Annotated in this window: 22 protein-coding genes; 10 read left to right on the forward strand and 12 right to left on the reverse strand. The window is 66.0% G+C overall.

Going from position 1 to position 24,898, the window contains the following annotated elements:
• Positions 1-59: 59 nt before the first annotated feature.
• From IB273_RS29305 to IB273_RS29335, 7 genes are all read right to left on the reverse strand, one after another.
• Positions 60-710, reverse strand: a complete 651-nt coding sequence (locus tag IB273_RS29305) for a 7-cyano-7-deazaguanine/7-aminomethyl-7-deazaguanine transporter (RefSeq protein WP_192225644.1) — start codon at positions 708-710, stop codon at positions 60-62.
• Between the two features lie 251 nt (positions 711-961).
• A complete protein-coding gene (locus tag IB273_RS29310) occupies positions 962-1,438 on the reverse strand; it encodes an Lrp/AsnC family transcriptional regulator (protein WP_192225645.1) in 477 nt (158 codons plus the stop codon).
• A 17-nt stretch (positions 1,439-1,455) separates the two neighbouring features.
• Positions 1,456-2,472, reverse strand: coding sequence for a N(2)-acetyl-L-2,4-diaminobutanoate deacetylase DoeB (gene doeB / locus IB273_RS29315; protein ID WP_192225646.1), 1,017 nt, complete (start codon positions 2,470-2,472; stop codon positions 1,456-1,458).
• 4 nt (positions 2,473-2,476) lie between these two features.
• Complete coding sequence (gene doeA / locus IB273_RS29320) at positions 2,477-3,667, reverse strand: ectoine hydrolase DoeA (protein ID WP_192225647.1); 1,191 nt, start codon at positions 3,665-3,667, stop codon at positions 2,477-2,479.
• A 238-nt stretch (positions 3,668-3,905) separates the two neighbouring features.
• A complete protein-coding gene (locus IB273_RS29325; protein WP_192225648.1) occupies positions 3,906-4,898 on the reverse strand; it encodes a cyclodeaminase in 993 nt (330 codons plus the stop codon).
• Complete coding sequence (gene eutB / locus IB273_RS29330; protein WP_192225649.1) at positions 4,891-5,865, reverse strand: hydroxyectoine utilization dehydratase EutB; 975 nt, start codon at positions 5,863-5,865, stop codon at positions 4,891-4,893. The genes IB273_RS29325 and eutB overlap by 8 nt, the downstream gene beginning before the upstream one ends.
• A gap of 316 nt (positions 5,866-6,181) precedes the next feature.
• The gene (locus tag IB273_RS29335) at positions 6,182-7,576 is read right to left on the reverse strand and encodes a PLP-dependent aminotransferase family protein (protein WP_192210492.1); all 1,395 of its coding nucleotides are present in this window, start codon (positions 7,574-7,576) and stop codon (positions 6,182-6,184) included.
• A gap of 437 nt (positions 7,577-8,013) precedes the next feature.
• Here IB273_RS29335 and ehuB point away from each other — a divergent pair, with 437 nt between their 5' ends.
• From ehuB to ehuA, 4 genes are all read left to right on the forward strand, one after another.
• On the forward strand, positions 8,014-8,868 hold the full coding sequence (ehuB, locus tag IB273_RS29340) for an ectoine/hydroxyectoine ABC transporter substrate-binding protein EhuB (protein WP_192225650.1): 855 nt from the start codon (positions 8,014-8,016) through the stop codon (positions 8,866-8,868).
• Between the two features lie 77 nt (positions 8,869-8,945).
• Entirely contained in the window at positions 8,946-9,602 is a 657-nt protein-coding gene (gene ehuC / locus IB273_RS29345; RefSeq protein WP_138213443.1) for an ectoine/hydroxyectoine ABC transporter permease subunit EhuC, read from the forward strand.
• Positions 9,602-10,258: an ectoine/hydroxyectoine ABC transporter permease subunit EhuD gene (gene ehuD / locus IB273_RS29350; protein WP_081518973.1), complete on the forward strand. Its 657-nt coding sequence runs from the start codon at positions 9,602-9,604 to the stop codon at positions 10,256-10,258. Before ehuC ends, ehuD begins: the two co-directional genes overlap by 1 nt.
• Before the next feature lie 23 nt (positions 10,259-10,281).
• Positions 10,282-11,127, forward strand: coding sequence for an ectoine/hydroxyectoine ABC transporter ATP-binding protein EhuA (gene ehuA, locus IB273_RS29355; RefSeq protein ID WP_081518974.1), 846 nt, complete (start codon positions 10,282-10,284; stop codon positions 11,125-11,127).
• 31 nt (positions 11,128-11,158) lie between these two features.
• On the opposite strand, the gene IB273_RS29360 is transcribed toward ehuA, so the two are convergent.
• The 3 genes from IB273_RS29360 to IB273_RS29370 all read right to left on the reverse strand — a co-directional run bounded on the left by IB273_RS29360 (position 11,159) and on the right by IB273_RS29370 (position 13,782).
• Positions 11,159-11,425 (reverse strand): PilZ domain-containing protein, encoded by a 267-nt coding sequence (locus tag IB273_RS29360; RefSeq protein WP_081518975.1) that lies wholly within the window; start codon positions 11,423-11,425, stop codon positions 11,159-11,161.
• 57 nt (positions 11,426-11,482) lie between these two features.
• A complete protein-coding gene (locus IB273_RS29365) occupies positions 11,483-12,796 on the reverse strand; it encodes an Nramp family divalent metal transporter (RefSeq protein WP_081518976.1) in 1,314 nt (437 codons plus the stop codon).
• A 98-nt stretch (positions 12,797-12,894) separates the two neighbouring features.
• Entirely contained in the window at positions 12,895-13,782 is an 888-nt protein-coding gene (locus IB273_RS29370) for a lysophospholipid acyltransferase (RefSeq protein ID WP_081519185.1), read from the reverse strand.
• Between the two features lie 157 nt (positions 13,783-13,939).
• Between IB273_RS29370 and IB273_RS29375 the strand changes: the two genes are divergently transcribed.
• Together IB273_RS29375 and xrtQ are read left to right on the forward strand one after the other, a co-directional pair.
• On the forward strand, positions 13,940-15,916 hold the full coding sequence (locus IB273_RS29375) for a VIT and vWA domain-containing protein (RefSeq protein ID WP_192225651.1): 1,977 nt from the start codon (positions 13,940-13,942) through the stop codon (positions 15,914-15,916).
• Positions 15,913-17,253 carry an exosortase Q gene (xrtQ, locus tag IB273_RS31540; RefSeq protein WP_225610321.1) on the forward strand — a complete coding sequence of 447 codons (1,341 nt, stop codon included), beginning with the start codon at positions 15,913-15,915 and terminating at the stop codon, positions 17,251-17,253. Before IB273_RS29375 ends, xrtQ begins: the two co-directional genes overlap by 4 nt.
• On the opposite strand, the gene IB273_RS29390 is transcribed toward xrtQ, so the two are convergent.
• Positions 17,250-17,804 carry a DNA-3-methyladenine glycosylase I gene (locus IB273_RS29390; protein WP_192225652.1) on the reverse strand — a complete coding sequence of 185 codons (555 nt, stop codon included), beginning with the start codon at positions 17,802-17,804 and terminating at the stop codon, positions 17,250-17,252. The genes xrtQ and IB273_RS29390 overlap by 4 nt on opposite strands.
• A gap of 192 nt (positions 17,805-17,996) precedes the next feature.
• On the opposite strand from IB273_RS29390, the gene glyQ reads away from it, so the two are divergent.
• The 4 genes from glyQ to IB273_RS29410 all read left to right on the forward strand — a co-directional run bounded on the left by glyQ (position 17,997) and on the right by IB273_RS29410 (position 22,416).
• Positions 17,997-18,944 (forward strand): glycine--tRNA ligase subunit alpha, encoded by a 948-nt coding sequence (glyQ, locus tag IB273_RS29395; RefSeq protein WP_081518980.1) that lies wholly within the window; start codon positions 17,997-17,999, stop codon positions 18,942-18,944.
• Entirely contained in the window at positions 18,944-20,998 is a 2,055-nt protein-coding gene (gene glyS / locus IB273_RS29400; RefSeq protein WP_192225653.1) for a glycine--tRNA ligase subunit beta, read from the forward strand. Before glyQ ends, glyS begins: the two co-directional genes overlap by 1 nt.
• A 100-nt stretch (positions 20,999-21,098) precedes the next feature.
• Positions 21,099-21,629 carry a D-glycero-beta-D-manno-heptose 1,7-bisphosphate 7-phosphatase gene (gmhB, locus tag IB273_RS29405; RefSeq protein WP_081518982.1) on the forward strand — a complete coding sequence of 177 codons (531 nt, stop codon included), beginning with the start codon at positions 21,099-21,101 and terminating at the stop codon, positions 21,627-21,629.
• Positions 21,630-21,642: 13 nt separating this feature from the next.
• Positions 21,643-22,416 (forward strand): lysophospholipid acyltransferase family protein, encoded by a 774-nt coding sequence (locus IB273_RS29410; protein WP_081518983.1) that lies wholly within the window; start codon positions 21,643-21,645, stop codon positions 22,414-22,416.
• A gap of 63 nt (positions 22,417-22,479) precedes the next feature.
• Here the strand turns inward: IB273_RS29410 and gyrB are convergent, their stop codons facing one another.
• Positions 22,480-24,897 carry a DNA topoisomerase (ATP-hydrolyzing) subunit B gene (gyrB, locus tag IB273_RS29415; RefSeq protein WP_081518984.1) on the reverse strand — a complete coding sequence of 806 codons (2,418 nt, stop codon included), beginning with the start codon at positions 24,895-24,897 and terminating at the stop codon, positions 22,480-22,482.
• Position 24,898: the final 1 nt, after the last annotated feature.

The raw sequence follows: 24,898 nt of genomic DNA on the forward strand, positions 1-24,898 counted from the left end.
ATGGCGGCGGCAAATCTTTTCGCAGTTCTGCCGCCGCTGTTGGGCTTTTTCGGGTGGCGTCAGACGACAGCGGTCTGGCGCCGCAGGTTACGGGTGATGGCGCTGAGCAGCATGCCGTAGAGCGGCACGAAGAGCATCAGCATGACCGCCAGCTTCACACCGTAGTCGACCCAGGCGATCTCCACCCAGTGCTCGGCCATGAAGGCGTTGTCGCTGTGCCAGAAGGCGATGGAGAAGAAGGTGAAGGTGTCCAGCAGGTTGCCGAACAGGGTCGAGACCACCGGGGCGATCCACCACTGGCGCATGCGCCGCAGGCGGTCGAAGACCTGGATGTCGAGGATCTGGCCGAACACGTAGGCCAGGAAGCTGGCCAGGGAAATCCGCGCAACGAAGGTGTTGAATTCGCCCAGGGAAGCGAAGCCTCTGAAGGCGCCTTCCTGGAAGATCACCGAGATCACGTAGGAAGCCAGCAGCGCCGGGATCATCACCCGCGCGATGACCAGCCGTGCCGGGCGCTTGCCGAGCAGGCGGACGGTGAGGTCGGTGGCCAGGAAGATGAACGGGAAGCTGAACGCGCCCCAGGTGGTGTGCCAGCCAAATAGGGTCATTGGCAGCTGCACCAGGTAGTTGCTGGCGATGATGATCAGGATGTGGAACGCGACCAGACCGGCGAGTGCGCCGCGCCTTGCCGCCGGAAGGGATGCCGACATGCTTTGGGCCTTTTTCGTCGATGGGGTGAGGGAACCCATGCCCGGCACCATGCCGAGCGGCGCGCATTGTATACGATCCGGACCTGGAAGTCAGGATTTGTTGCGCAAATTTTGTTCAACCGCCGACGGGCGTTTATGTAGGAGCGAGCTGCCCGTAGGGCGCATAACGCGTCAGCGTTATCCGCCGCATGGATTTCCGCCGGATGGAAACGGCGGATAACCTGTTCCAGGTTATTCGCCTACGAAAGGCTCTACTCCAGCGCCTCGGCGGGGATCGCCGCCTCCTGCGTCTTGATCACCTTGGTGACGATGTAGGTGAAATACCGTTCGATGCCCACGTCCTCCAGCAGCAACTGGTCGATGAAGCGCTGGTAATGGTCGATGTCCCGGGCCTGGATCATCGCGATGTAGTCCACCCCGCCGCCAGTGGCGTAGCAGAAGCCCACCTCGGGCGCCTGCTGCAGGCGCTGCTCGAAGCGCTTCATGTCCTGCGCGGTGTGGCGCGCCAGGGTGATTTCCACCAGCACCTGCTGCTGTTTGAACAATGCCGACCAATCGATCTGCGCGCGGTAGCCCTTGATCAGCCCGGCCTCCTCCAGCTTGCGCACGCGCTCCCAGGCCGGGCTGACCGAGAGGTTGATCGCCTCGGCCAGGCTCGACTTGGTGATGCGCCCATCGCCGGCGAGGATGCGCAGGATCTTCAGGTCATAACGGTCGAGCTTGATCATGGCGGCCTCCCGCACAGTTATCCGAGCACCTCGGCAACCACCGCGAGGGTGTCGCCGCTCTGCACCAGGCCGGGGAAGTGCCGCGCGGCAAGGATGCCGCTGCGCCTGGCGCGGTACTCCACGGGTGCCGCGCCGGTACGCAGCACGTCGTGCACCCGCGCCAGCACTTCGCCGTGTTTGACCCGCTCACCCAGGTCACGGCACATCTCCAGCAGCCCGCCGTGTTCACTGGCGACGAAGCAGTCGCCGTCGGGCATGTCGAGCATCACCGACTGCGCCGGCTCCACGTCGCCGCGCAGGATGCCAGCCTGCACCAGCACGTTGCGCACGCCGCGCCGGGCGATAGCCACGGTGTGCGCGCTGCTGCTACCACCACCACCCAGTTCGGTGGTGACGAACAGCTTGCCCTGCTCCTCGGCGGCGCTGTCGTACATGCCCACCGCGTCCAGTTCCAGCATGCGCATGGAGAAGGGCGCGGCAAAGGCACGCATCAGCGCCTCGCTGGCTTCCTGCTGGGCCTTGTCCGGCAGCACATGGCAGGCGGCGAAGGGCAGGAAGTCGAGGGTGCGGCCGCCGGAATGGATATCCAGCACCACGTCCGCCAGCGGCAGCAGGGTGCGCTGGAAGTAGTCGGCGATCTTCTGCGTCACCGTGCCGTCGGGGCGACCGGGGAAACTGCGGTTGAGGTTGCCGGCGTCGATGGGCGAGGTGCGCTTGCCGGCGAGGAACGCCGGGGTGTTCATGAAGGGTACGATGATCACCCGGCCGCGTATGTCCTCGGCGCGCAGCTCCTGGGCCAGGCGGCTGAGCGCCACCGGGCCCTCGTACTCGTCGCCATGGTTGCCGCCGGTGAGCAGCGCGGTAGGACCATTGCCGTTCTTCACCACGCAGATCGGGATCATCACCGCGCCCCAGGCCGAATCGTCCCGCGAGTACGGCAGCTTGAGGTGGCCGTGCTGCACGCCGTCGCGCAGGAAATCGACGCTGGCGGCGATGGGGTTTTCGCGCAGCGGCTTGTCGAATGCTTGGGTCATCGCCTCACTCCTTCACGAACAGCTGGCGCGGGTAGTCGCAGAAGGTCTCCACGCCGCGCTCGGTGATGAGGATGCTTTCGGTGATCTCCAGGCCCCAGTCGTCCATCCACAGGCCGGGCATGAAATGGAAGGTCATTCCTGGCTCGAGCACGCTGTTGTCGCTCGGGCGCAGGCTCATGGTGCGTTCGCCCCAGTCCGGCGGGTAGCTGATGCCGATGGGGTAGCCGCAGCGGCTGTCCTTGTGGATGCCGAACTTCTCCAGCACGCCGAAGAAGGCGCGGGCGATGTCGCCGGTGGTGTTGCCGGGCTTGGCTGCGTCCAGGCCAGCGGCGATGCCCTCGACCACGGCTTTTTCCGCGTCGAGGAAGTGCTTGGGCGGCTTGCCGAGGAACACCGTGCGCGACAGCGGGCAGTGGTAGCGCCTGTAGCAGCCGGCGATCTCGAAGAAAGTGCCGGCGCCGCGCTCGAAGGGCGTGTCGTCCCAGGTCAGGTGCGGCGCGCTGGCGTCGGCGCCGGTGGGCAGCAAGGGGACGATGGCCGGGTAGTCGCCGCCATGGCCGTCGGCGCCAAGGATACCGGTGCTGTAGATCTCGGCGACCAGCTCGTTCTTGCGCATGCCCGGTTCGATGCGCTCGACGATGTGCGCGTGCATCTTCTCGACGATGCGTGCGGCGACGCGCATGTACTCGATTTCGCGCGACGATTTCACTGCGCGCTGCCAGTTCACCAGCGCGGTGGCGTCAACGAACTTCGCGCTCGGCAGGTTGGCCTGCAGCGAGCGGAAGGCGGCAGCGCTGAAGTAGTAGTTGTCCATCTCCACGCCGATGGCCTTGCCGGCCCAGCCGCGCGCGGCAATGACCTCGCGGGACAGGTAGTCCATCGGATGGCGCTCGGTGGACTGCACGTAGTGGTCGGGGTAGCCGACGATGTTGTCCGCCTGCATGAACACCGTGCGCCGCGCACCGTTGGCGTCCTGGCCGCGACCGAACCAGACCGGCTCGCCTTCCAGCGCCAGCAGCACGCACTGGTGCACATAGAAGGACCAGCCGTCATAGCCGGTGAGCCAGGCCATGTTCGACGGGTCGGTGACCAGCAGCAGTTCGATGCCGCGCTCAAGCATGCTGGCGCGGACCTTGGCGATCCGCTGGGCGTATTCCTCCCGGCTGAAGGGGAGGTTGACGACGATTTCGGACATGCGGAAATCCTCTTGGGGGAATCTGTTTCGGGCTTCATCCGGACAACCCGTGCCTGTGCAATCCCCTCACCCCAGCCCTGGCTGCGCGCCCCGCTCCTGAGGGAGAGGGGGCAGTCCGAGCCGGCTGACATTGCGGCGTCAGCTGGCTCCGATAGGTTCCCTCTCCCGCTTGAGGAGCGGGGCGCGCAGCCAGGGTTAGGGTGAGGGCGCTCTTCCCGCGAAGCGGGACGAAATTTTTTCAGCTGCTGAAGCGGAACCCCTTGCCCATCCGCTGCGCCCGCTGGAAAGCCAGGCCCGCGATGGCGGTGTCCTGTGCGCCGGTGCCGGTGAGGTCGCAGAGAGTGATGTCTTCGGCACGGCGGCGGCCTTCGCGCTGCCCGGCGATGACCTGGCCGAGCTCGGCGAAGTCGGCATCCCGGCTGACGTTGCCGGCCTGCACCGCGTGGTGCAGCTCGCCCAGCACCAGGGTCTGGCTGACGCGGTCGGCGACATAGCAGTCCACTGCCGCCAGGGCGTCGGCGGCGATCTCGTTCTTGTGCTCGGCGTCCGACCCCATGGCGGTGATGTGCAGGCCGGGGCGCAGGTGCTTTTTCTGGATCAGCGGCTCACGGCTGGGCGTGCTGGTGATGGCGATGTCGGCGCCTTCCAGCGCTTCGTCGATGCTGGCGCAGGCGCTGACCGCAATGCCCAGGCTGGCGCTCAGTTCCTGCGCGCAGTGCCGCGCCTTGTCGAGATCCCGCGCCCAGACGCTGGCGGCTTCGATGGGCCGCACCAGGCACAGCGCCTTGAGCTGCAGCCGCGCCTGCTCGCCGGCTCCGATCAGCGCGACCTGCCGCGACTCCTCGCGGGCCAGCCACTTGGCTGCCACCGCGCCGGCGCACGCGGTGCGCACGGCGGTGAGATAGCCGTTGTCCAGCAGCAGCGCGTCGAGCAGGCCGGTGCGCGAGGAGAGCAGCACCATCATGCCGTTGAGACTGGGCAGGCCGAGCTTGGGGTTGTCGAAGAAGCCGGGGCTGACCTTGATGGCGAAGCGCGGCAGGCCGGGCAGGTAGGCGGTTTTCACGTCGACTTCGCCGTTGTGCTCGGGCACGTCCAGGCGAAGGATCGGCGGCATCGCCACCGGCGCGGTGGCGAGCAGGCGGAAGGCCTGTTCGACGGCGTCGAGGCTCTCCCGGTCGATGGCCACGCAGGCGCGCAGGTCGGCTTCGCTGAGCAGGGTGACGTCAGCCATGGGCGGATTCCTCGAGGATTTGCTGGTGTTGTTCGATGGCGATGTTGCGGCCGCTGACGATCACCACCACCGGGCCGACCGGGGCGATCAGGCCGTCCAGCAGGGCGGCGATGCCGACGGCGGCGGCGCCTTCCACCACCTGCCGTTCCTCGCGGTAGGCGTGGCGGATGCCGGCGGCGATGGCGGGCTCGTCGAGCAGGTGCAACTGGTCGCAGTAGTCGCGGGCCAGGGCGAAGGTGTAGCGGTTGTCCAGGCCGATGCCGCCGCCGAGGGAGTCAGCCAGGGTCGGCAGCTCTTCCACTTCCACGGGGTGGCCGGCAGCGAGGCTGGCGGCCATGGCGGCGCCACGGCGCATGCTGATGCCATGCACGCGAATGCTCGGGTCGACGTGCTTGAGTGCCAGCGCCACGCCGCCGAACAGGCCGCCGCCGGAGAGCGGCACCAGCACCTGGCGCACGTCCGGCAGCTGTTCGAGGATTTCCAGACCGAGGGTGCCCTGGCCGGCGATGATCTGCGGATGGTCGAAGGGCGGCAGCAGCGTCGCGCCCTGCTCGCGGGCAATCCGCTCGGCTTCGGCCTGGGCGTCGTCCTGGCTGTGGCCGACGATGCGCACCTCGGCGCCCAGTTCGCGAATCGCCTGGACCTTGTTCGCCGGCACCAATTGGGACAGACAGATGGTGGCGTGCACGCCGAGCACCCGCGCGGCATGGGCCAGCGCCCGGCCGTGGTTGCCGGTGGAGGCGGCGACGACGCCCCTGGCCTTCTGCTCGTCATCGAGCTGGGCTATCGCATTGCTCGCGCCGCGCAGCTTGAAGCTGCCGGTGATCTGCTGCGATTCGAGCTTGAGATACACCGGGGCGCCGAGCAGGCGCGACAGGCTGGGCGAATGCTCCAGCGGCGTCTGCCGCACCAGGCCCTGGATGCGCTGGCGTGCGCGGTACAGCTCGACGGGGGAAATCGGCTCCATCTCGGCCTCCGGGGAATGCAGTGGGGCCGAGTGTAGGGGCGGGTAATTGTCGCGATGAATGTACTAGGACGATGTCGTGGGCGGAGATGTCTATTGTTGCTGCTGGAATCTCATGCCCACCTCCGCTGCGGACTTTGCCCTCACCCTAACCCTCTCCCGGAGGGAGAGGGGACCGCTCGGCGCAGGAGATACACCACGGCATCAGCCGGCACGTACGGCTCCCTCTCCCCCTGGGAGAGGGCTGGGGTGAGGGCGATCCCGAGCACCGAAACTTCCTGTAGGCCGTAGGGCGGATAACGCTGGCCCGGCGTAGGGCTTAGAAATCGTGGATCTTCGGGTACTGCCCGAACAGTTCGCGCATGTCTTCCAGAGCGCTCGCCATGCGCTCGTCGCTGCATTCAGCGCCCATGCACAGGCGCACCGCGCGCGGCCTGGGGGTGCCGCGCACCATGAACGGATCGGGCGGCGTCACGGCAATGTGTCGATGACGCAGCTCGCGCACCAGGCTGTCCAGTTCCCAGTGTTCGGGGATGCCGATCCACGCGCTCAGCGAATGCGGATCACACCCGCGCAGATGCTCGCCGAGGTACTCGCGCACCAGCCCCTGGCGCTTCTCCAGCACTCGGCGCTGCAGGCCGATCAGCGCGGCGGCGTTGCCGTTGTGGATCCAGCGCGCCGCCACTTCCGCCAGCAGCGGCGTGCCCATCCAGCTGTTCACCCGCAGGATGCTCTCGGTGCGCAGCGCCAGCCGTCGCGGCATGGCCAGGTAGCCGATGCGCAGGCCGGTGAGCACGCTCTTGGTGAAGCTGGTGCAGTAGAACGACAGGTCCGGCAGGTAATGGCTGAGCGGCGGCGGGCGGCGCTCGCCGAGCAGCGGGCCGTAGACGTCGTCCTCGATCACATACACGCCATAGCGCTGGGCAATGGCGGCGATCTCGCGGCGGCGCGTGTCGGGCATCAGGCAGGAGGTCGGGTTGTTCAGGTTGGGCGTGCACACCAGCGCGGTGATGCGCTCGTTGGCGCAGAGGTCTTCGAAGTGCTCCGGGTCGATGCCTTGCTTGTCGATCTCCACGCCCTTGAGGGTGAAGCCGAGCACCTGGGAATTGCCGATCACGCCGTGGTCGGTGAGCTGCTCGCAGAGCACCACGTCGTCCGGCCCGGCGAGGGAGGCGAGGGCAAGGAAGATGCCGTGGGCCGCGCCATTGGTGATCAGCACGTCATCGCGCTCACGCTTGAGGCCCAGTTGCGCCAGCCATTTCACCCCGGCGTCGCGGTGCGTATCGAAGCCGGCCACCGGGCGGCAGGCGCGCATCCACGGCTGGTCGGTTTCCTGCGCCAGCTCACGGCAGCTGTCCTGCCACAGGCGGTCGTGCTCGCGGGTGTGGACGATGCTGGCGATGGAGAAGTCCACCAGCGCACGCTCGGGGTGATCGACCATGTAGTGGGCCATGCCCTCGGTCATCCGCCGGGTGACGAAGCTGCCACGGCCGACCTCGCAACGCACCAGGCCCTGGCGCTCCAGTTCCTTGTAGGCGTTGGTCACGGTCTGCACGCTGATGCCCAGGCCATCGGCGACGTGGCGCTGCGGCGGCAGGCGCTGGCCGTCGCTCAGGCGGCCCTGCTCGATGTCGCCGGCAATGGCCTGCACCAGGGTCTTGTACTTGGATTCGCCGACCCGCAGGTCGGCCAGGGCGCGACGCCAGGCTTCCATCTTCAGCGCTCCGTCTGGTCAGGGGTCCAGAGTGACGGACCGGCACACCGGCGGCAATTGTCCTAGTGCAATGTCGACCGTTCCGACCCTTTTGTATGCTCGGGCACAGGACATATAGCCGCGCACCTGTCAGTACATCGGGCAGCACATCGGGCCGCATTGTCAGGCCCGCGCAGAAAAAACCTGCGGATGCGTTCGTCGCGACGGTGGCTTTTTCCCGCCGCGGGGTTGTCGATCAGGAACAGCCGGAAGGCGCCACGGCTTAGTCTGGCGTCGAGCTTGTCGCCGTCGCCGTCGCCATCGACAGCGGCGCAAGAACTTCGGAAGGCCCCACCCGGGGCCCGACCTACAAGAACAACAGTCGTACGACATTGCTACCTGCCATCCATCGCCGCGCGCCCACCGCGTTCGGCAAGCGAAGATCAGGAGATCCGAAGATGAGTACCGCCCCTGTTTTCCTGCGCCGCCTGAGTCTTGCCTGCACCCTGCTGGCCTGCGCCGTCGCCAGCGCTGGCAGCTATGCCGAAACCACCCTGGAACGCATCAAGAGCACCGGCACCGTGCGCATCGGCTACGCCAATGAAGCGCCGTTCGCCTACACCGAGACCTCCGGCAAGGTCACCGGCGAGTCCCCGGAAATCGCCACGCAGATCTTCACGAAAATGGGTGTGAAGAAGATCGAGCCGGTGCTGACCGAATGGGGCGCGCTGATCCCCGGCCTGCGTGCCGGGCGTTTCGACGTCATCGCCGCCGGCATGTACATCACCCCGCCACGCTGCCAGCAGGTGATCTTCACCGACCCGCACTACCAGATTCCCGACTCGCTGCTGGTGAAGAAGGGCAACCCGAAGAACCTGCACAGCTACGCCGACGTGAAGAACAACCCGGACGTGAAGCTTGCGATCATGTCCGGCACCGCCGAGCTGGGTTACGCCCGCGCGGAAGGTGTGGCGGAAGAGCAGATCGTCCAGGTGCCCGACACCACCGCGCAGCTGCAGGCCGTGCGCGCCGGCCGCGCCGACGCCAGCGTCGGCACCGCGCTGACCATGAAGGGCCTCGCGGCGAAAGGCGGCGACTCGGTGGAAGCCATCACCGACTTCAAGGACGACCCGTCGCACATCGGTTACGGCGCCCTTGCCTTCCGCCCGGATGACAAGGACCTGCGCGATGCCGTCAACGCCCAGCTCAAGCAGTGGCTGGGTGGCGCCGAGCACCTGGCGACGGTCAAGCCGTTCGGCTTCGACAAGTCCAACGTCACCAACAAGACCGCCGCCGAACTCTGCAAACAGTGACCGTGCGGGGCGCGTCGCTGGCATAGGGGGCGCCTGCCCGGCCGTTTGGTCGAACCTGTCGCAACGGGATACGTACCATGGGTGAATTGCTTCCTCTGCTGCTGGAGGGCGCCTGGATCACCGTCCAGGTGACCGTCTTCGGCTCCCTGCTGGCGGTCGCCGCCGCCATCATCGCCGCACTCGGCCGGCTCTCGCCGTGGCCGGCGGTGCGCTGGGTGTCCATCGCCTACATCGAGCTGTTCCGCGGCACCTCGCTACTGGTGCAGCTGTTCTGGCTGTACTTCGTGCTGCCGCTGCCGCCGTTCAACCTGGAGATGAGCGCCTACAGCGTGGCGATCATCGGCCTGGGCCTGCACATCGGCGCCTACGGCGCGGAAGTGATGCGCGGCGCCATCGGCTCGGTGCCCAAGGGGCAATACGAAGCCTCGCTGGCGCTGAACATGTCGCCCTTCACGCGCTTCCGCCGGATCATCCTGCCGCAGGCGCTGCTCTGCGCGATCCCGCCCGGCACCAACCTGCTGATCGAGCTGCTGAAGAACACCTCGCTGGTGTCGCTGATCACCCTCTCGGACCTGACCTTCCGAGCCCGCCAGCTGGACCAGGCGACCTTCGAGACCATGAAGATCTTCCTGCTCACCCTGGTGCTGTACTTCGTCATGGCCCAGGTCATCGTCTTCCTCATGCGCCGCCTCGAACGCTGGCTGGGGCACGGCCGAATCCGCGGAGGCCTGTGATGAAATTCTTCGACTGGGACTTCGCCTGGCAGATTCTCCCGCAGCTGCTGCACGCCTCGCTGCGCACCATCGCCATCACCCTGGTGGGCTTCGCCCTGGCGGTGGTGTTCGGCCTGCTGTTCGCCATCGCCCGGCGCAGCCGGCATATCTGGCTGTCGTGGCCGGCGGCCTGGCTGATCGAGTTCATCCGCAGCACACCCTTGTTGATCCAGGTGTACTTCCTGTTCTACGTCCTGCCGACCTACGGGCTGAGCATGACCGCCCTGGTGGCCGGCACCCTCGGCATCGCCCTGCACTACGCCTGCTATACCGCCGAGGTGTACCGCGCCGGCCTCGAAGCGGTGCCACGCGGGCAATGGGAGGCGGTCACCGCGTTGAACTTCTCGCCGTTCAAGGCCTACCGCGAGGTGATCCTGCCCCAGGCCATCCGCCCGGTGCTGCCGGCGCTGGGCAACTACCTGATCGCCATGTTCAAGGACACCCCGGTGCTCTCCGCGATCACCGTGGTGGAAATCATGCAGCAGGCGAAGAACATCGGCTCCGACAGCTTCCGCTACCTGGAACCGATCACCCTGGTCGGGGTGTTCTTCCTGCTCATCTCCATCGGCCTGGCGGGCGTCGTGCGCCAGGTGGAAAAACGTACGGCGCTGCCATGACTGACTCTTCTGGAGGTACTCCGATGTCCGTTCACTCCCTACAGACTGCGCCGCGCGTGGCCAGCCAGGATGCCCCGGCCGCGCGCGCCGAGACGGCCCAGCCGATGGTCAGCTTCCGCAACGTCTGCAAGAGCTACGGCAGCTTCAGCGTGCTCAAGGACCTCAACCTGGAGGTGAAGGCCAACGAGAAGGTCGCCATCATCGGCCCCAGCGGTTCGGGCAAGTCGACCCTGCTGCGCGCACTGATGACCCTGGAAACCATCGACAGCGGTCTGATCGAAGTCGACGGCGAGCCGCTGACCCACCTCAAGCGCAACGAGACCCTGGTGCGCGCGCCGGAGAGCCACGTGCGCAAGGTGCGCAGCAAGATCGGCATGGTGTTCCAGTGCTTCAACCTGTTCCCGCACATGAGCGCGCTGCGCAACGTGATGGAGGCACCGGTGCAGGTGCTCGGCATGCGCCGCATTGAGGCCCGCGAGCGCGCGGTGGAGTTGCTGGAAATGGTCGGCCTGGGCAACAAGCTCGACCACTATCCGTCACAGCTTTCCGGCGGCCAGCAGCAGCGCGTGGCCATTGCCCGCGCGCTGGCGATGCGGCCCAAGGTGATGCTGTTCGACGAGGTGACTTCGGCGCTGGACCCGGAGCTGTGCGGCGAGGTGCTCAACGTGGTGCGCAAGCTGGGCGCCGAGCACAACCTGACCATGCTCATGGTCACCCACCAGATGGGTTTCGCCCGCGAATTCGCCGACCGCGTGTGCTTCTTCCACCAGGGCAGCATCCTCGAGCAGGGCAGCCCGCAGCAGTTCTTCGGCCATCCGCAGCATGAGCGAACGCGGGCCTTCCTGAGTGCGGTGAACGAGGCGAATTGAGCGGCTTGGGCTCTTCGTAGGACCGAGGGGATCAGGCGTTGCCGACGAAGCGGAAGCCCGCGCCCTCGGCGTCGGTGCGCATCACTTCCATCTCCAGGATTGGCGCATCGAAGGGCATGTCCTGCACCTGGCCGGTCACGCGGGTTCCGGCGGGCAGCGCGGCGAGCACTTCATGACGGACGTAGACGCCGCCATCGGACAGATCACGGGTATGGCCGAACACATCACCGAAGCTGGCATGGCTGATCTTGATCCGGCACTTCATCGGGGTACGCGGGTACTGCCTTTGGTTCGACATGGATGGCATCCGTCCTGAATGTCAGCGCACTAATGGGCCTGAAACCCAGGGGTCAGGTCAAGCCAGCAATTGCGCGAGCAGCCAGAGATTGGCGGCGCTGATGACGCAGAACAAGCCCCAGGCCAGCACACGGGTCAGCAGGGAGTTGGCGAACTCGCCCATCAGCGCGCGATCGCTGGTGAAGCGGATCAGCGGCCAGAGCGCGAACGGCAGCTGCAGGCTGAGCACCACCTGGCTGAACACCAGCAGCTTGCCCACCGCCTTGTCGCCCAGCATCACCACGCCGATCAGCGCCGGGATCAGTGCCAGGGCGCGGGTAATCAGGCGGCGTTGCCAGCAGGGAATCTTCATCTGCAGGAAGCCGTCCATGATCACCTGCCCGGCGATGGTGCCGGTGAAGGTGGAACTCTGCCCGGAGGCGAGCAGGGCGACGCCGAAGAGGATCGCCGCAAGGCCGGTGCCCACCAGTGGTTCGAGCAGGCGGTAGGCGTCCTGGATTTCGGTGACGCCGGTGTGGCCAGTCTCGTGGAAGGCCGCGGCGGCGAGGATCAGGATCGCCGCGTTGACCAGCAGCGCGAGGCTCAGCGAAACCACGGTGTCGATGCGTGTAAGACGGATAGCCGCAGCCTTGCCGTTGCTGCCGCTGACCTGCCGCGTCTGCACGATGGAGGAGTGCAGGTAGAGGTTGTGCGGCATCACCGTGGCGCCGAGGATGCCGATCGCCAGGTACAGCGGCTCGCGCTGGGTCACCGCGTCCCAGCTGGGCAGGAAGCCGGCGGCGACGTCGGGCCAGTAGGGCTTGATGAGGATCAGCTCAACCAGGTAGCAGCCGCTGATGGTGACGATCAGGCCGAGCATGATCGCTTCCAGGTGGCGGAAGCGCTGGCCCTTGAGGCCGAGCACGATGAGCGTGTCGAAGGCGGTGAGGATCACCCCGGTGACCAGGTCGACTCCCAGCAGCAGGTGGAAGGCCAGGGCGCAGCCGAGCACTTCGGCGAGGTCCGTGGCGACGATCGAAAGCTCCGCCAACAGCCATTGCAGGCGCGCCGTGCCCAGGCTGTAGCGACTGCGCGAGAGCTGCGCCAGGTCCTGGCCGGTGACGATGCCCAGGCGCATCGCCAGGCACTGCAGGACCATCCCCGCAAGGCTGGAGAGCAGCACCACGAACAGCAGCTGGTAGCCGAAGCCCGAGCCGGCTTCGATGGCGGTGGCCCAGTTGCCCGGGTCCATGTAGCCAATGGAGACCAGCAGGCCGGGGCCGGCGAACTGCAGGATGCGCTTGAACAACGGCGCGCCGGCCGCGACCTGGATGCTGCCTTTGACTTCCGAGGGACAGAACGGCGCAGTGGCGGTAGTCGGCAGGCCGAGCATGGGGAGGGATTCCGGGAGCGTGGGACGTTCAGCCTGACGCCCCTGGCGTCAACAATCCAGGGGCGCCGTGCCTATCGGGTCGATTGAGCCGGGCGTGCTCAGTACCAGCGGGCCTCGCCCTCGGGACGCTTCTTGAAGCGCTTCATGGTCCACATGTACTGGCTGGGATAGGCGCGTACATACTTGGCCAGCTCGCGGCTGAGCGCAGCCACCGACACTTCCATGTCCTTGTCGTACATGTCCGCCGGCGCGGCTTCGAGGATCACCTTGTAGCCGCTGCCATCGGGCAGACGCACGGCGTGGAAGAACACCCCGCGGGCCTTGCCGCGCGAGAGCAGCGAGGGCACGAACTTGCTGGTCAGCGCGGTGGTGCCCAGGTAGGGCACGAACAGGCCCGAGCCGAGGTCCGGTTCCGGGTCGCACGGGATGCCGACACAGCCGCCGTTCTTCACTTCCTTGATCACGCTCTTGATGCCTTCGGGCGTCGAGGGCGCAACGCGGTTGCCCAGTTGCACGCGCTGCTTCTTCAGCAGATCGTCCACCGCCTTGAGCTTGGGCGGGCGGTAGAAAATGATCGGCTTGGCGTAGGAGCAGTAGAAGTGGTTGAGCACTTCCCAGTTGCCCAGGTGGCTGGTGATGCCGACCAGGCCATCGCCGGAGGCCAGCGCTTCTTCCAGCACTTCCATGCCTTCGACTTCGCGGATGTACTGCAGCGACTTCTGCGGCGACCACATCCAGGCGCAGGCGCTCTCGGTCAGCGTGCGGCCGATGTCCATCAGGCTCTGGCCGACGAGCTTCTCCAGTTCAGCCCCGGACAGTTCGGGGAAGCAGTGCGACAGGTTGATCCGCACGATCTCGCGGGACCGGTTGGGCAGTTTCCACATCAGCCAGCCGATGCCGGCGCCCAATGCGCCCACCGCGCGCCACGGCAGCATGGCGAACAACCGCAGGAAGCCCACCACCAGTGCGCCCTTGAATTTCTCCACGGAAAACTCCTTCAAGCAGATGGCGGCCATTGTAGCCGCTCGCGCCGGTAAATCGGGCGCCATCGCGGCTCCACACAATCTCCACCTGGCGAGCACATTGCGCCCACAGCGCGCGCGCAACCTGCGGCCATTCGATCCACTGGCCCGGAGGCCCGCGATGCGTATCCCAACCTTCCTTGCACGGCTGTGCTGCCTGCTGCTGGCGATGAGCGCCAGCCTGGTGGCGCTGGCTGCAGAGGACAGCAGCTCCAGTCCGTACTTCTTCGTCGAGAATGCTGATCCGGCCGTCGATGCCCTGCCGCTCAAGGCGACCCGCGTGGAGGCCCGCGTGCTGGGCAACATCGCCGAGGTGACGGTGACCCAGGAATACCGTAACCAGGGCAAGACGCCGCTGGAAGCACGCTACGTGTTCCCCGCCTCGACCCGCGCCGCCGTCCACGGCATGACCGTCCACCTGGGCGACCGGGTGATCCAGGCGCAGATCCGCGAGAAGCAGAAGGCCAAGGCCGAGTACCAGCAGGCCAAGCAGGATGGCAAGACCGCCGCGCTGCTGGAGCAGGAGCGCGAGAACGTGTTCCTGATGAACGTCGCCAACATCCTTCCCGGCGACGTGGTGCAGGTGGAGTTGCGCTACAGCGAGCTGCTGGTGCCCACCGACGGGCGCTTCCAGTTCGTCTTCCCCACGGTGGTCGGGCCGCGCTACAACGGTCGCGGTGAATCCGGCAGCGGCAAGCAGCAGTGGATCGAGTCGCCGTACCTGCCGGCCGGACAGCCTTCGGCCACGACGTTCGCCTTGCAGGTCGAACTGCTGGCGCCGGTACAGATCGGCGAGATCGCCTCGCCTTCCCATCGCCTGACCATTCAGCGTGACGGCCGGCGCGCCACCGCGCAGATAGCGGCTGACGATGCCACCGCCAGCAACCGCGACTTCATCCTCGATTACCAGCTCGGCGGTGAGTCCGTGCAGAGCGGCCTGCTGTTGTCGCGCGGCGAGCAGGAGAACTTCTTCCTCGCCATGGTCGCCCCGCCGCGCGCGCCGGACGCCCGGCTCATCGTGCCGCGCGACTATGTCTTCGTGGTGGATGTCTCCGGTTCCATGAACGGCTTCCCACTGGACACCACCAAGACCCTGCTGCGCGACCTGATCGGCCGCCTGCGCCCCAGCGACACCTTCAACCTGCTGCTGTTCGCCGGCGACAACCGCAAGCTGGCGGAGCGTTCGCTCCCCGCCACGCCGGAAAACATCCGTCTGGCCATCGAGCTGCTGGACAGCCAGGTCGGCGCCGGCGGCACCGAGCTGATGCCGGCCCTGCGCGAGGCGCTGGCAATGCCCACGGACCCGGAGCGCTCGCGCAGCTTCGTGGTGGTCACCGACGGCTACGTCACCGTCGAGAGCAGCGCCTACAAGCTGGTGCGCGAGAACCTGAGCAAGGCCAACCTGTTCGCCTTCGGCATCGGCAGCGCGGTGAACCGCAGCCTGATCGAAGGACTGGCGCGGGCGGGGCAGGGCGAGCCTTTCGTGGTGACCGATGATGAGCAGGCGAACAAGGCGGCGCAGCGCTTCCGCAAGATGATCGACAGCCCGCTGCTCAAGGGCATCCACGCCCGTTTCGAAGGCCTCGACGTCTACGACGTGGAGCCGCTGCAATTGCCCGACCTGTTCGCCAATCGCCCGCTGGTACTGTTCGGCAAGTGGAAGGGCGCGCCGCGCGGCGAGCTGCGTCTCGACGCCCACGCCGCCGACGGCCCGTTCCAGGTACGGTTGCCGATCAGCACCGGCAACCTCACTGACAGCGGCGGTGCGCTCGCCCACCTGTGGGCACGCCAACGCCTCGCCAGCCTGATGGACCAGGAGGCGCTCGATGGCGGCTTCGAGTTCAGCTCGCAGATTCTCGACCTCGGCCTGAAGTACCAGTTGCTCACGCCCTATACCTCGTTCATCGCCGTCGACCAGCAGGTGCGAAATCCCGACCCGCAGGCGAGCAGGACGGTCGACCAACCGCTGCCGATGCCCCAGGGCGTGAGCAATAACGCCATCGGCAGCACCGTGCCCGGCACGCCGGAACCGGGCGTATGGGCCATGTTGCTGCTGGCCGCGCTGGGGGCCTGGTTCTGGCGGAGGAAGGCCGCATGATCCGCCGCCTGCCCGGCTGGAGCTGGCTGTTGTTCGCCGCACTGGCGGCCTGGCCGAGCTGGCTGTGGGCGGCACGGCGGCTCGGTGATGGCTCGGATGATCCGCTGGGAATCATCGCGCTGGCGGCACTCGGAGTGCTGCTCTGGCGCGACCGTCACAGCCTGCGCACGCAACCGCGCCTGCGCTGGCTGGGTGCGGCAGCGCTGTTGCTGATATCCGGCGCGCTATTCCAGTCGATCCTGCCGCCGCTGCTGCGCGGGCTGCTCTCGGTGTTGGCGCTGCTGCTGGTGATCCTCAGCCTGCGCGCGTCCGGCCAGCCCTGGCTGTCCTGGCTGGGGCTGGGCGTGTTGTCGTTACCGCTGCTGTCTTCGCTGCAGTTCTTCGTCGGTTATCCATTGCGCGTCGTCACTGCCGAGGTCAGCACGTGGTTGCTGCGCCTGGGGAGCTGGACAGTCGAACGGCAGGGCAGTGCGCTACTGGTGGACGGCCAGTGGGTGATGGTCGATGCGCCGTGCTCGGGCATCCAGATGGCCTGGGTCGGCTACTTCACCGCCTGCGCGCTGGCGGCCTGGCTGCGGCTGCCGGATCGCCTGCTGCTGCGCCGCCTGCCGCTGGTGGGACTGCTGGTTCTGGGCGGCAACATCCTGCGCAACACGCTGCTGGTGTGGGGCGAGAGCGGCGCGAGCGGGTTTCCCGGCTGGGCCCATGAGGCGGTCGGGCTACTGGTGTTCGTCGGAGTCTGCGGGATGATTTTCCGGGTGATCGGGCGGCGTGCTTTTGCACTGCCGGCATCGGTGAAAGCAGCGCAGCCTGACGCTTCGACACATTTCACCGGCAGCCTGCTCGGTGCCCTGCTGCTCGCGACGCTCTGGCCGTTGCTGGCGCCGGCGACCTCTGCGTCAGCGGCAGCTCGAGTCGCCCATGAATGGCCGGTGCAGTTCGAAGGTCGAACTTTGCGGCCCCTGGCGCTTTCGCCGGTGGAGCAACGCTTCGCCGCGGACTTTCCCGGCCAGCTCGGCCGTTTTACCGATGGCCAGCGCAGCATCATACTGCGCCAGGTGCTGCGGCCGACGCGCAAGCTGCACCCGGCAGAGGATTGCTTCCGCGCGCTGGGCTATCGCATCGAGCAGACGCAGCTTCGGCAACGGGTTAGCGCGCAGGGCCTGCAACGCTGCTTCGTGGTCGAACGCGAGGGAGTGCGACTGCAGGTCTGCGACTACATCGAGGACGCCATCGGCCAATCCTTCTCCGATACCTCGGCGTGGTACTGGTCGGCACTTTCCGGGCGCTCCACCGGGCCTTGGCAGGCGATCACTGTGGCCAGCCCGCTGCCCTAGGCGCGGGTCAGCTGGGCGTAGCGGTCACAGTCAACGGTGTGGTCCATCACCATGCCGGTGGCCTGCATGAAGGCGTAGCAGATGGTCGGGCCGACGAAATTGAAACCGGCCTTGCGCAGCGCCTTGCTCATGGCCTCGGCCTCGGGTGTCACCGCCGGCACGTCGCCGCGGCCACTGAAGTGGTTGACCTTGGGCTGGCCGCCGACGAAGGACCAGAGGAAGGTCACCGGGTCCTCCAGCTTCAGCCAGGCCTGGGCGTTCTGCCGCGCGGCCTTGAGCTTGGCGAAATTGCGAATGATGCCCGGGTCCTGCATGCGCTCCTCGATTTCCTCGTCGGTCATGCGTGCCAGGCGTTCCGGATCGAAGCCGAACAGTACTTTGCGGTAGCGCTCGCGCTTCTTCAGCACGGTGATCCACGACAGGCCGGCCTGGGCGCCTTCAAGGATGATCATTTCGAACAGTGCGCGGGCGTCGCGCTGGGGCACACCCCACTCGGCATCGTGGTAGGCGATGTACAGCGGGTCGTCGTTACACCAGGAGCAGCGGGACATGGCAGTCAGCCTTCGAAACGGGAAGGTTCTGACTATAGACAAATAGCTGTACAAAAATACAGTCATAGATCCTGTTTTTCCCCCTTCGAGGGCCTACGAACGGTCGCGCAAAAATCGCTGTGAAGCCCAAGCTGCAAGCGTCTTGGGGTATACTGCCGGGTTTTAGTCGCATATCCAGCACAGGTGAAATTCGTGAGCCAGACTACGCCCGCCGTGCCCACCTTCCAGGACCTGATCCTCGCCCTGCAAAAATACTGGGCCGATCAGGGCTGTGTGGTGCTGCAGCCCTACGACATGGAAGTAGGCGCAGGCACCTTCCACACCGCCACCTTCCTCCGCGCCGTGGGCCCGGAAACCTGGAACGCGGCGTACGTGCAACCGAGCCGCCGTCCTACCGACGGCCGCTACGGCGAGAACCCCAACCGCCTGCAGCACTACTACCAGTTCCAGGTGGTCCTCAAGCCCAACCCGGAGAACTTCCAGGAGCTGTACCTGGGCTCGCTGCAGGCCATCGGCATCGACCCGCTGGTGCACGACATCCGTTTCGTCGAGGACAACTGGGAATCGCCGACCCTCGGCGCCTGGGGCCTGGGCTGGGAAATCTGGCTGAACGGCATGGAAGTCACCCAGTTCACCTACTTCCAGCAGGTCGGCGGCATCGAGTGCTACCCGGTCACCGGTGAAATCACCTACGGCCTGGAACGCCTGGCCATGTACATCCAGGGCGTCGACTCGGTCTACGACCTGGTGTGGGCCGACGGCCCATTCGGCAAGGTCACCTACGGCGACGTGTTCCACCAGAATGAAGTGGAGCAGTCGACCTACAACTTCGAACACGCCAACGTCGAGAAGCTGTTCGAGCTGTTCGACTTCTATGAAAGCGAAGCCAACCGCCTGATCGAGCTGCAACTGCCGCTGCCGACCTACGAGATGGTCCTCAAGGCCTCGCACACCTTCAACCTGCTGGACGCCCGCCGCGCCATCTCGGTGACCGAGCGTCAGCGCTACATCCTGCGCGTGCGCACCCTGGCCCGCGCCGTGGCGCAGAGCTACCTGCAGGCCCGCGCCCGCCTCGGCTTCCCGATGGCCACCCCCGCATTGCGTGACGAAGTACTGGCCAAGCTGAAGGAGGCCGAATAATGAGCGCGAAGGATTTCCTCGTCGAACTGGGCACCGAAGAGCTGCCACCCAAGGCGCTGAAAAGCCTCGGTGAAGCCTTCCTGGCCGGCATCGAGAAGGGCCTCAAGGCCGCCGGCCTGACCTACGCCGCCGCGCGCTGCTATGCCGCGCCGCGCCGCCTGGCCGTGCAGATCGACCAGCTCGCCGTGCAGCAGCCGGACCGCACCGTGAACCTCGACGGCCCGCCGCTGCAGGCTGCCTTCGACGCCAACGGCAACCCGACTCAGGCCGCCCTCGGCTTCGCCAAGAAGTGCGGTGTGGACCTGGAGCTGATCGACAAGAGCGGCCCGAAACTCAAGTTCAGCCAGACCATCGCCGGCCAACCGGCCGTAGGTCTGCTGCCGGGCATCGTCGAAGCCTCGCTGAACGAGCTGCCGATTCCCAAGCGCATGCGCTGGGCAGCCCGTCGTGAAGAGTTCGTGCGTCCGACCCAGTGGCTGGTGATGCTGTTCGGCGACGACGTCGTCGACTGCGAGATCCTGACCAAGAAGGCCGGTCGCGAATCCCGCGGCCACCGCTTCCACAACCCGGCCAACGTGCGCATCTCGGCACCGGCCAACTACCTGGAAGACCTGCGCAGCGCCCACGTGCTGGCCGACTTCGCCGAGCGCCGCGAGATCATCTCCAGGCGCGTCGCCGAACTGGCTGCGGAGCAGAAGGGCAGCGCCATCGTCCCGGCCGACCTGCTGGACGAAGTGACCGCGCTGGTCGAGTGGCCGGTGCCGCTGGTGTGCTCCTTTGAGGAGCGCTTCCTCGCGGTGCCGCAGGAAGCCCTGATCACCACCATGCAGGACAACCAGAAGTACTTCTGCCTGCTGGACGCCAACGGCAAGCTGCTGCCGCGCTTCATCACCGTGGCCAACGTCGAGAGCAAGGCACCGGAGCACATCATCTCCGGTAACGAGAAGGTCGTACGCCCGCGCCTGACCGACGCCGAGTTCTTCTTCAAGCAGGACCAGAAGCAACCGCTGGAAGCCTTCAACGCCCGTCTGAAGAACGTGGTGTTCCAGGCCCAGCTGGGCACTGTCTACGAGAAGGCCGAACGGGTTTCCAAACTGGCCGCCTACATCGCCGAGCGCATCGGTGGGGATGCCACCAACGCTGCCCGCGCCGGCATCCTCTCCAAGTGCGACCTGGCCACCGAAATGGTCGGCGAGTTCCCGGAGATGCAGGGCATCGCGGGTTACTACTACGCCACTGCCGGTGGCGAAGCCAAGGACGTCGCCCTGGCGCTGAACGAGCAATACATGCCGCGCGGCGCTGGCGCCGAACTGCCCGGCACCCTGACCGGTGCTGCGGTCGCCGTGGCCGACAAGCTCGACACCCTGGTCGGCATCTTCGGCATCGGCATGCTGCCCACCGGCAGCAAGGACCCGTACGCCCTGCGTCGTGCTGCCCTGGGCGTGCTGCGCATCCTCATCGAGAAGCTACTGGACCTGGACCTGGTCGACGCCATCGGCGTGGCCGTGGCCCAGTACGGCGACAAGGTGAAGGCCGAGGGCCTGTCCGAGCAGGTGCAGGACTTCGTCTTCGACCGCCTGCGCGCCCGTTACGAGGATGAAGGCGTCAACGTAGCCGTGTACCAGGCCGTACGTGCACTCAAGCCGACCGCTCCGCTGGACTTCGACCAGCGCGTGCAGGCGGTACAGGCGTTCCGTCAGCTGCCCGAAGCCGAAGCCCTCGCCGCCGCCAACAAGCGCGTGTCGAACATCCTGGCCAAGGCCGAAGGCGACGTGCCTGCCGCCGTCAACGCCAGCCTGTTCACCGAGGCTGCCGAGAAGGCCCTTGGCAGCGCCGTGGCAGCCGCCGAGAGCGAAGTGGCTCCGCTGGCAGCGGCTCGCGACTATCGCGCCGCCCTGGCCCGTCTGGCGGCCCTGCGCGCGCCGGTGGATGCCTTCTTCGAGGAAGTCCTGGTCAACGCGGACGACAACGCCGTGAAGGCCAACCGCTACGCGCTGCTGGCGAAGCTGCGCGGGTTGTTCCTCGGCGTCGCCGACATCTCGCTGCTGGGTTGATGCCCACCTGAAAGCCGGGAGTTCGCAACGGTTCGCCGTGACGGACTCCCGGCTTTTTCATTTCCGACTTATCGAAAGTGTCTGACTTGCCGAATCACCCATGAAGCTACTGATCCTCGACCGCGACGGTGTCATCAACCAGGACTCCGACGCCTACATCAAATCCCTCGACGAGTGGATTCCAATCCCCAGCGCGATCACCGCCATCGCCCGCCTGAGCAAGGCCGGCTGGACCGTGGCCGTGGCCACCAACCAGTCGGGCATCGCCCGCGGCTATTACGACCTGGCCACCCTGGAGAGCATGCACCAGCGCCTGCGCGAACTGGTGGCAGAGCAGGGCGGTGAACTCGGCGTGGTCGTCTACTGCCCCCACGGCCCCGACGAGGGCTGCGACTGCCGCAAGCCGAAACCCGGTATGCTGCGGCAGATTGCCCAGCACTACGGCGTGGAATTACGCGGCACCTGGTTCGTGGGTGACAGCCGGGGTGACCTGGACGCCGCGCTGGCCGTCGATTGTCAGCCAGTGTTGGTAAAGACCGGCAAAGGCGAGCGAACCCTGACCAAGCCGTTGCCTGAAGGCACGCTGGTATTCGACGATCTGGCGGCAGTAGCCGACCAACTTCTTTCCTGAGGACCCATCTCCCATGTCGATAGTGCAGGCCATCAGAACCGTTCTTTTCTACCTGCTGCTGTCGTTCAGCGCTTTCGTCTGGGGCACCCTGAGCCTGCTCATTGCGCCCTTCCTGCCGTACCGCGCGCGCTACCGCTTCATCGCCCAGGCCTGGTGCAAATTCGCCGTCTGGCTCGCCAGCTGGGTGGTCGGCGTGCGCTACGAACTCAAAGGCGCGGAGAACATCCCCGACCAGCCCTGCGTGATCCTGGCCAAGCACCAGAGCACCTGGGAGACCTTCTTCCTCACCGGCTACTTCGAGCCGCTGGCGCTGGTGCTCAAACGCGAGCTGCTGTTCGTACCTTTCTTCGGCTGGGCGATGGCACTGCTCAAGCCCATCGCCATCAACCGCGAGCAGCCCAAGGTGGCCCTCAAGCAGATCGCCAAGCAGGGCGATGAGTGCCTCAAGAAGGGCGCCTGGGTATTGATCTTCCCCGAAGGCACCCGCGTTCCCACCGGCCAGATCGGCAAGTTCTCCCGCGGCGGCGCCTCCCTGGCGGTCAACGCCAACCTGCCGGTACTGCCGATCGCCCACAACGCGGGCCACTGCTGGCCGAAGAACGGCTGGGCGAAATACCCGGGGACCATCCAGGTGGTAATCGGCCCGGCCATGTACGCCGAAGGGGAGGGCGCACGCGCCATCACCGAGCTCAACCAGCGCGCCGAGAACTGGGTCATCCAGACCCTGCGCGAGATGGGCGAACTGCCGGCCGACGCCACGCCTCAATCGGTGGCCGAGGCGTCCTGACACAGCGCCTTCCCGCAGACAAAAGAAAAGGGCCCCGAAGGGCCCTTTCTTTTTGCCTGTAGGTCAGACGTCCAGGTTGGACACCGCCAGGGCGTTGCTTTCGATGAAGTCGCGGCGCGGCTCCACGGCATCGCCCATCAGGGTGTTGAACAGCTGGTCGGCCGCGATGGCGTCCTCGATGGTTACCTTCAGCATGCGCCGCACGTTCGGGTCCATGGTGGTTTCCCACAGCTGATCCGGGTTCATCTCGCCCAGACCTTTGTATCGCTGGATGCTGTGGCGCTTGGTGCCTTCGGTCATCAGCCAGTCGAGGGCTTCCTTGAAGGTGCTGACCGGCTTCTTGCGCTCGCCCTTCTGTACGTAGGCACCTTCTTCCAGCAGGCTGTTCAGCTTGCTGCCCAACTCGGTGACCGCGCGGTAATCGTTACTGGCGAAGAAGTCGCGGTTGAAGGTGATGTAGCTCGACAGGCCGTGAGCGACCATCTCGACTTCCGGCAGCCACAGGTGACGCTCGCGGTCTTCGCGCAGGCTGACCTTGTACACCAGGCCGGATTTCTCGCTGCTCTTCAGGCGCTCCTGGTACTGATCCAGCCAGCTCTGCATGGCAGCCTGGTCACCCAGTTGCTCGGTTTCGATGCGCGGCAGGTAGACGAAGTGCTCGGTCAGGTCCTGCGGGTACAGACGGGACAGGCGCTTGAGGGTGCGCATGACGGCGCGGTACTCGTTGACCAGCTTTTCCAGCGCCTCGCCGGACAGGCCCGGAGCGCTTTCGTTGACGTGCACGCTGGCCTCCTCAAGGGCCGACTGGGTCATGTACTCATCCATGGCCACGTCGTCCTTGATGTACTGCTCCTGCTTGCCGCGCTTGACCTTGTACAGCGGCGGCTGGGCGATGTAGATGTAGCCGCGCTCGACCAGTTCCGGCAGCTGACGGAAGAAGAAGGTCAGCAGCAGGGTACGGATGTGCGAACCGTCGACGTCAGCATCGGTCATGATGATGATGTTGTGGTAACGCAGCTTGTCGATGTTGTACTCCTCGCGACCGATACCGCAGCCCAGCGCGGTGATCAGCGTGCCGACCTCCTGGGAGGACAGCATCTTGTCGAAGCGAGCCTTCTCGACGTTGAGGATCTTGCCCTTGAGTGGCAGGATCGCCTGGGTCTTGCGGTTACGGCCCTGCTTCGCAGAACCGCCCGCGGAGTCACCTTCCACGATGTACAGTTCGGAGAGGGCGGGGTCCTTCTCCTGGCAGTCGGCGAGCTTGCCCGGCAGGCCGGCGATGTCCAGCGCGCCCTTGCGGCGGGTCATCTCACGGGCCTTGCGCGCAGCCTCACGGGCACGGGCGGCATCGATCATCTTGCCGACTACGGCCTTGGCTTCGTTCGGGTTCTCCAGCAGGAAGTCGGCGAAGTATTTGCCCATTTCCTGTTCCACGGCGGTCTTCACCTCCGAGGAAACCAGCTTGTCCTTGGTCTGCGAGCTGAACTTCGGATCCGGCACCTTCACCGAAATGATCGCGGTCAGGCCTTCGCGGGCATCGTCGCCAGTGGTGGCGATCTTGAACTTCTTCGCCAGGCCTTCCTGCTCGATGTAGTTGTTCAGGTGACGGGTAAGGGCAGAGCGGAAGCCTGCCAGGTGGGTACCACCGTCACGCTGGGGAATGTTGTTGGTGAAGCAGAGAATGTTCTCGTTGAAGCTGTCGTTCCACTGCAGGGCGACTTCCACGCCGACGCCGTCTTCTTCGCGCTGGCAGTTGAAGTGGAAGACCTGGTTCACCGCGGTCTTGTTGGTGTTCAGGTACTCGACGAAGGCGCGCAGGCCACCCTCGTACTTGAACAGCTCTTCCTTGCCGGCACGTTCGTCACGCAGAACGATGCCGACGCCGGAGTTCAGGAACGACAGCTCGCGAATCCGCTTGGCCAGGATGTCCCAGCTGAAGTGGATGTTGTGGAAGGTTTCCGGAGACGGCTTGAAGTGCACCTCGGTACCCGAGCCATCGGTGTCACCCACCGGGCGCAGCGGGAACTGCGGGACGCCGTGGTGGTAGACCTGTTCCCAGACCTTGCCTTCACGGCGAATGGTCAGACGCAGCTCGTGGGAGAGGGCGTTCACCACCGACACACCCACGCCGTGCAGACCACCGGAGACCTTGTAGCTGTTGTCGTCGAACTTACCGCCGGCGTGAAGGACGGTCATGATGACCTCGGCCGCGGAGACCCCTTCTTCCTTGTGGATATCCACCGGAATGCCGCGACCGTTGTCGCGCACGGTGATGGATTCATCGGTGTGAATGGTGATGCTGATCTCGCTGCAGTAGCCCGCCAGCGCTTCGTCGATCGAGTTGTCCACGACCTCGAAGACCATGTGGTGCAGGCCTGTGCCGTCGTCGGTATCACCGATGTACATGCCCGGACGCTTACGTACGGCATCCAGCCCCTTCAGTACCTTGATACTGGAAGAGTCGTAGGTGTTCTCGCTCATT

It is taken from the genome of Pseudomonas sp. PDM19, from assembly GCF_014852215.1.
In the GTDB taxonomy this organism is placed as follows: domain Bacteria; phylum Pseudomonadota; class Gammaproteobacteria; order Pseudomonadales; family Pseudomonadaceae; genus Pseudomonas.